The organism is Pseudomonas sp. PS01299, assembly GCF_029960145.1.
Classification (GTDB): domain Bacteria; phylum Pseudomonadota; class Gammaproteobacteria; order Pseudomonadales; family Pseudomonadaceae; genus Aquipseudomonas; species Aquipseudomonas putida_A.
The window spans coordinates 1-5871 of record NZ_JASCPO010000303.1 but is presented as its reverse complement, the minus strand read 5'-3'; the positions used below and the strand labels follow the sequence as shown (position 1 = coordinate 5871).

Sequence of the window (5871 nt, the reverse complement as noted above, 5' to 3'; positions counted from 1 at the left end):
GGCCCATTCAGCATCGATGTTGACTGATCTGACGCCTTCGCGAGCAAGCCCGCTCCCACAGGGGGGGGCGGTGGGTGAAGTATTCGGGGCTGGTCGCGATCCAGGGTGGGAGTGGGCTTGCTCATGAAGAGGCCGGCCCATTCAGCATCATTGTTGACTGACCTGACGCTTTCGCGAGCAAGCCAGCTCCCACAGGGATCTAAGTTGATCAGAAGATCTGGGTGAACAGCCAATAGAGGCTGCCCGACAGCAGAATCGCCGCCGGCAAGGTCAGCACCCACGCCATCAGCAGATTGCGGATGGTCTTCATCTGCAAACCACCGCCATTGGCGACCATGGTCCCGGCCACGCCCGATGACAGCACGTGAGTGGTCGACACCGGCAAACCGAACATGTCCGCCGCGCCGATGGTCAGCATCGCCACGGTTTCCGCCGAGGCGCCCTGGGCGTAGGTCAGGTGGGTCTTGCCGATCTTTTCGCCGACCGTCACCACAATTCGTTTCCAGCCAACCATGGTGCCGAGGCCCAGGGCGATGGCCACGGCGATCTTCACCCACAGCGGGATAAAGCGTGTGGCGTTGTCGATCTGCTGTTTGAACAGTTGCAGTTTGTCAGTGGTGTCGGCGTCGAAATTGCCGACCTTGTTTTTGTCCATCAGGCGAATGCTTTCGCTGGCCAGGTACATGTCGTTACGCACGTTGCCCATGGCCTCGGCCGGGACTTTCGACAGCGAGCCATAGCCTTTGACCTCTTCGCCAATGTGTCCGGTGAGAGCGGCGAGGGCGGGGATCAGTTGCGGCGTGGCTTGCTTGCTGCGCACGTAATCGGACAGTACCGGACGCGGATCCACCGGGGCTGGCAGCGGGGTGTTTTTCACCAGCGCTTGCTGGGTGACTTCGGCGACGGCAGCGAACTGCAGCGCCTGATCGGCGGGCATGGTGCGGTTCAACGCGTAAGCCATCGGCAAGGTGCCAACCAGAATCAGCATGATCAGGCCCATGCCTTTCTGCCCGTCGTTGGAGCCGTGGGCGAAAGACACGCCGGTGCAGGTGGCGATCAGCAAACCGCGAATCCACCACGGTGGCGGGTTGTTGCCTTCCGGCGCCTTGTACAGCGCGCGATTCTTGATGAAGGCGCGCATGGCCAGCAGCAACAGCGCCGCGCAGCCGAAGCCCACCAGCGGCGACAGCAGCAGGGCGTAACCGATCTTGGTCGCCTGTGCCCAGTCCACGCCGCTGGTACCGTCGCGCCCGTGCATCAAGGCATTGGCGACGCCGACGCCGATGATCGAGCCGATCAGGGTGTGGGAAGAGGAGGCCGGCAGGCCCAGCCACCAGGTACCGAGGTTCCACAGGATCGCCGCGATCAGCAGGGCGAAGATCATCGCGAAGCCGGCGGACGAACCGACCTGCAGAATCAGCTCCACCGGCAGCAGGGCGATGATGCCGAACGCCACGGCGCCGCTGGACAGCAGCACCCCGAGGAAATTGAAGAACCCCGACCAGACCACCGCCACGTTCGGCGGCAGCGAGTGGGTGTAGATCACCGTCGCGACCGCGTTGGCGGTGTCGTGGAAACCGTTGACGAACTCGAAGCCCAGCGCAATCAGCAGCGCTACGCCGAGCAGCAGGAACGGGGTCCAGGTGGTGACGGTGGTGCCCAGCTCATGCATGTCGTGCATCAGGCTGTAAGCGGTGAACAGCATCCCCATGGCGAGCACCGCGAAGAACACCACGTAAGTGAACGGGCCGGTTTTTTTATCAAGTGCCGGCCGGCCGCCGTGGGCGGTCGTGGGGCGGGCGGCGGTCAGGGAGGGAGTAGCCATGAGCGGACAATCCTGAGCGAGGGAAGGAGTGTCGGTCATGATCGTTGCTAAATATTACAGAGAGACTGCGGCAGGTCAGTGTTTGGCGGATTAGCTCACCGCTGATCTGTTGAGCCCATTCCTGAGTGCAGGAGGGGAAGTTGATTTAAGGTGAGCTGTTTGTGGTGAGGGGATTTATCCCCGATGGGTTGCGAAGCAGCCCCAAAAACCATTCATCTCGGTTTATCAGCTAAAACGCGTCCACCGGATATACGACTGCTACGCAGCCGATCGGGGATAAATCCCCTCGCCACAGGACCTCTGTCACCACAATGGATCTGTGGTGGGCAAGGGTCAGTAATCGCCACGTTTACGAAACGCCCAGCGCCCGGCAATCACGGTAAACGTCGCCACCAGCGCCACCAATATCCAGAACCCCTCCGGATCCGTCGCCAGCGGCACGCCGCCGACGTTCATGCCGAAGAAACCGGCGATGATGTTGATCGGCAGCGCCAGCACCGTGACCACGGTCAGGGTGAACAGCGTGCGGTTGCTCTGTTCGTTGAGGTTGGCGGCGATCTCTTCCTGAAGCAGTTTGATCCGCTCGCCGAGGGCGGTGAGGTCGTTGATGATCAGCGCGAACTCCTCGGTGGATTTGCGCAGCTCCTTGACGTCCTCCTTCTGCAGCCACGGCGGCGGACGGTTGAGCAGGCGCAGCAGCGAACCCGGCTCCAGCGCCAGCAGCCGTTGCAGGCGCACCAGTACCCGGCGATTGGCGCCGAGTTCGGCGCGGTTGGTCGACAGCCGTGAGGAGAGCAATTCGTCCTCGACCTGATCGACGCTCATGCTGGTCTTGCGCACGATCTGCGTCAGCACTTCGCCCTGATCACGCAGCAAGTGCACCAGCAGTTCCGACGGCGAGCGAAAGCATTCGCCGGCCTTCACCGACGAACGCAATTTGTCCACCGAGTGCAGCGGTTGCAGGCGTGCGCTGACGATCAGTTTGCTGCGCACGCAGACCCACAGCGTCGACACGTCTGAGGAAACCATGCTGCTGAGGTTGAACACCACGTCGTTGACCACTGCCAGCAACGCCGAATCAACGTGTTCGATGCGCGTCGAGCGCGAACCTTCGTGCAGCGCCTCGAAAAACTCTTCGGGCAATTGCAGATGACTTTTCATCCAGCGCTCGCACGCGGCGTGCGCCAGGTTCAGGTGCAGCCAGAGGAATTCATCACTGTCGCTGTCGTCTTGCAGACAACGCAGGGCGGTCGCCGAATCGACTTCGCGGCCACGTTCACCGGGACGAAAACGGAAGCCGTAAAGCAGACCGAACAAATCAGGATCGCGATGACTGAGGTCGAGGCTGTGGTTCATGGAGGCTCGCTGCGAGGAGGGCGCGTCGGTCGCGGAATGGCAGGTTCACTGAGCCGCATCATCGCAATCACACATGACGCTTGTGTGACTGCAAAATGACAGTGATCGTGATCATTACCGGCAATCCTGTGGGAGGGGGCTTGCTCCCGAATGCGGATGATCATTGAGTGATGATGTGGATGACACGCCGCTTTCGCGAGCAAGCCCGCTCCCACCCCTGGGCCATGGTCGATCACAGTCTCTTAATTCACCTACCAATGGTCGGATTTTCTTCAAGAAGCGCTCTGGTACGCCGATCACGCTTGGGTTACGTTGCGCGCGCTTGGCCATGAGCCAAGGCTCGCCGACACGGATGTCCGGCAAAATTCCACGCCTTACCGGGCGTGCCTCATCCCTGTCCTGAGTATCTCGCGATGCTGCAAAAATCCTTGAGAGCACAAATTCTCGCCCTGCTGGGCGGCAGCCTGCTGGCGATGCTGTTGATCGCACTGGCCTGCTTTCATTTCCTGTCCAACGGCGTGCAGAACTACAGCCAGTTGATCGCCGGCCCCTTGCACACCTCACAATTGATTGACGAGGCCAACCTGCAATTCAAGGTGCAGGTGCAGGAGTGGAAAAACGTCTTGCTGCGCGGCAAGCAACCGGCGGACCTGGCCAAGTACTGGAGCCAGTTCGAAGATCGTCAGCGCGATGTGCAGAACATTCTCGGTGAACTGGCCGGTCAGAAAGGCCTTGAGCCGGCGCTGAAATCCCGCATCGAACGCTTGCGTGATGAGCACCGCCAACTCGGCAGCGCCTACCAGAAGGGCCGCGATGCCTATGTCGCTGCGGGTGCCGATCCAACGGCTGGCGACAGCGCCGTCAAAGGCGTGGACCGCGCCACCAGCGATCAGATGAGCGAACTGGTCGCCGAGCTGCGCAAGCAGGGCACCGAACAGTCGGCGCAAATCAGCGCCAGTGCCGACAGCACCGTGCTGCTGGGGATACTGGTGATGCTCGGCTCGGGTCTGCTGATCGGCTTGCTGAGCCTGTGGCTGGTCAACCGCAACCTGATCGAGCCGATCCGCAAGCTGATCGACTACGTCACCCAGTTGAGCCGTGGGCGCCTAGCCGAACGCGTTGCCAACGACCGTCAGGACGAGTTGGGCAACCTCGCCGCCGCGGCCAATACCCTGCGTGATTTCCTCGCCGAAACCTTCACTCATCTGCAACGCAGCGCCAGTGATCTGGACAGCGCCAGCGGCGAACTGAATGCGATCGCCACGACCATGGCCGGCGGCACCAACGAGCAGTTCAACCGCACCGATCAGGTGGCCACGGCGATGAACGAAATGTCTGCCACTGCCCAGGAAGTCGCCCGTCACGCGGCGGATGCGGCGCGCGCCGCCGACGATGCCGACCAGTCTGCCCAGCAGGGTGAAAAGGTCATGCAGGGCACCATCCACACCATCACTAAGATGCGTGGCGAAATTGCCAACACCGCTGAAGTGATTCGTCGTCTGGAAAGCGACAGCGGCCGCATCGGCAAGGTGCTGGAAGTGATTCGCGGCATCGCCGAGCAGACCAACCTGCTGGCGCTCAACGCGGCGATTGAAGCGGCGCGGGCCGGTGAAGCCGGACGCGGTTTTGCGGTGGTCGCTGACGAGGTGCGCAATCTGGCGCAGCGTACGGCCGAGTCGATCATCGAGATCAACCAGATCATTCAAAACGTGCAGACCGGTGCCGTGGACGCTGCGCAAGCGATCGAAAGCGGTCAGGCGCGCAGCGACGAAAGCGTCGAGCAAGTGACTCAGGCCGGTGCGATGCTGGAGCGCATCACCCACGCCGTGGAAGCGATCCGCGACATGAACCGCCAGATCGCCACCGCCGCCGAAGAGCAGACCTCGGTGGCCGAAGACATCTCGCGCAACCTGACCGAGATCACGTCCATCGCCAGCACCAACCTCAACAGCGTGCAGCGCACCGAAAGCGCCAGCCAGAACCTGCATGGCCTGTCCGGGCAACTCAATGAAGTCACCGCGCGCCTGAGCGCCTGACGTCCGCCGACGTGTACCGGTTCGGTTACCGAGTCGGTACACAGTCGATCTCAAATCCGTGCGACTGCCGCCGATGGCCGGTTATCTATAACCGGCATTGGAGCCCTCCCATGGTCAGCATCACCTCTGTTTCGATCAATCAGACCGTCAGCACCGCCACCAGCAAAACCAGGATCAGCGACGCGAGTGACGACACCTCGACCCCTGCAACCAGCAGCGCGGGTGTCAGCGCCGATACCAGCAAAGTGGCGGCTGGCGGGGGCGCGGCTCCGGCAGGCGACAGCAGTTCCGACAGCAGCGGTGAATCGGATTCGGTGAAAGAATGCGCAAGCAGATCGCCGAGCTGCAAAAGCAATTGCAGGAGCAACAGCAAGCGCTGCAAGCGGCTCAGGCCAAGCAGGAAGACGCGGATGCCAAGGCTGCCGACGTGGCGTCCGCCGAGTCGCAAATCTCCAGCACTTCGGCTTCGTTGCAGACGGCCACGGCGGCGTTGTTGCAGGCGTTGCAAGAGTCGGGCGGAAGCACTTCGGGCTCGCTGGTCAGCACCTCGGCTTAAGCATCACCGCAATGCTTTTGTGGGAGCGGGCTTGCTCGCGAATGCGGTGTAGCAGGCACCGAAACTGTCGACTGATACGACGCCGTCGCGAGCAAGCC

General features: G+C 61.8%; 3 protein-coding genes and 1 pseudogene. 2 read left to right on the top strand and 2 right to left on the bottom strand.

The annotated features are described in order from the left end of the window. Positions 1–208: 208 nt before the first annotated feature. Both QMX91_RS28370 and QMX91_RS28365 read right to left on the bottom strand, forming a co-directional pair. A complete protein-coding gene (locus QMX91_RS28370; RefSeq protein ID WP_282413729.1) occupies positions 209–1825 on the bottom strand; it encodes an inorganic phosphate transporter in 1617 nt (538 codons plus the stop codon). Between the two features lie 333 nt (positions 1826–2158). Continuing rightward, positions 2159–3181 (bottom strand): transporter, encoded by a 1023-nt coding sequence (locus QMX91_RS28365; protein ID WP_183784307.1) that lies wholly within the window; start codon positions 3179–3181, stop codon positions 2159–2161. A 413-nt stretch (positions 3182–3594) separates the two neighbouring features. Here QMX91_RS28365 and QMX91_RS28360 point away from each other — a divergent pair, with 413 nt between their 5' ends. Continuing rightward, entirely contained in the window at positions 3595–5217 is a 1623-nt protein-coding gene (locus QMX91_RS28360) for a methyl-accepting chemotaxis protein (RefSeq protein WP_098965194.1), read from the top strand. A 110-nt stretch (positions 5218–5327) separates the two neighbouring features. Beyond that, positions 5328–5773: pseudogene (locus tag QMX91_RS28355) on the top strand (hypothetical protein). Positions 5774–5871: the final 98 nt, after the last annotated feature.

Coding starts and splice junctions, on each gene's coding strand:
- QMX91_RS28370 (WP_282413729.1), bottom strand. CDS start 1,825: ATGGCTACTCCCTCCCTGACCGCCGCCCGCCCCACGACCGCCCACGGC.
- QMX91_RS28365 (WP_183784307.1), bottom strand. CDS start 3,181: ATGAACCACAGCCTCGACCTCAGTCATCGCGATCCTGATTTGTTCGGT.
- QMX91_RS28360 (WP_098965194.1), top strand. CDS start 3,595: ATGCTGCAAAAATCCTTGAGAGCACAAATTCTCGCCCTGCTGGGCGGC.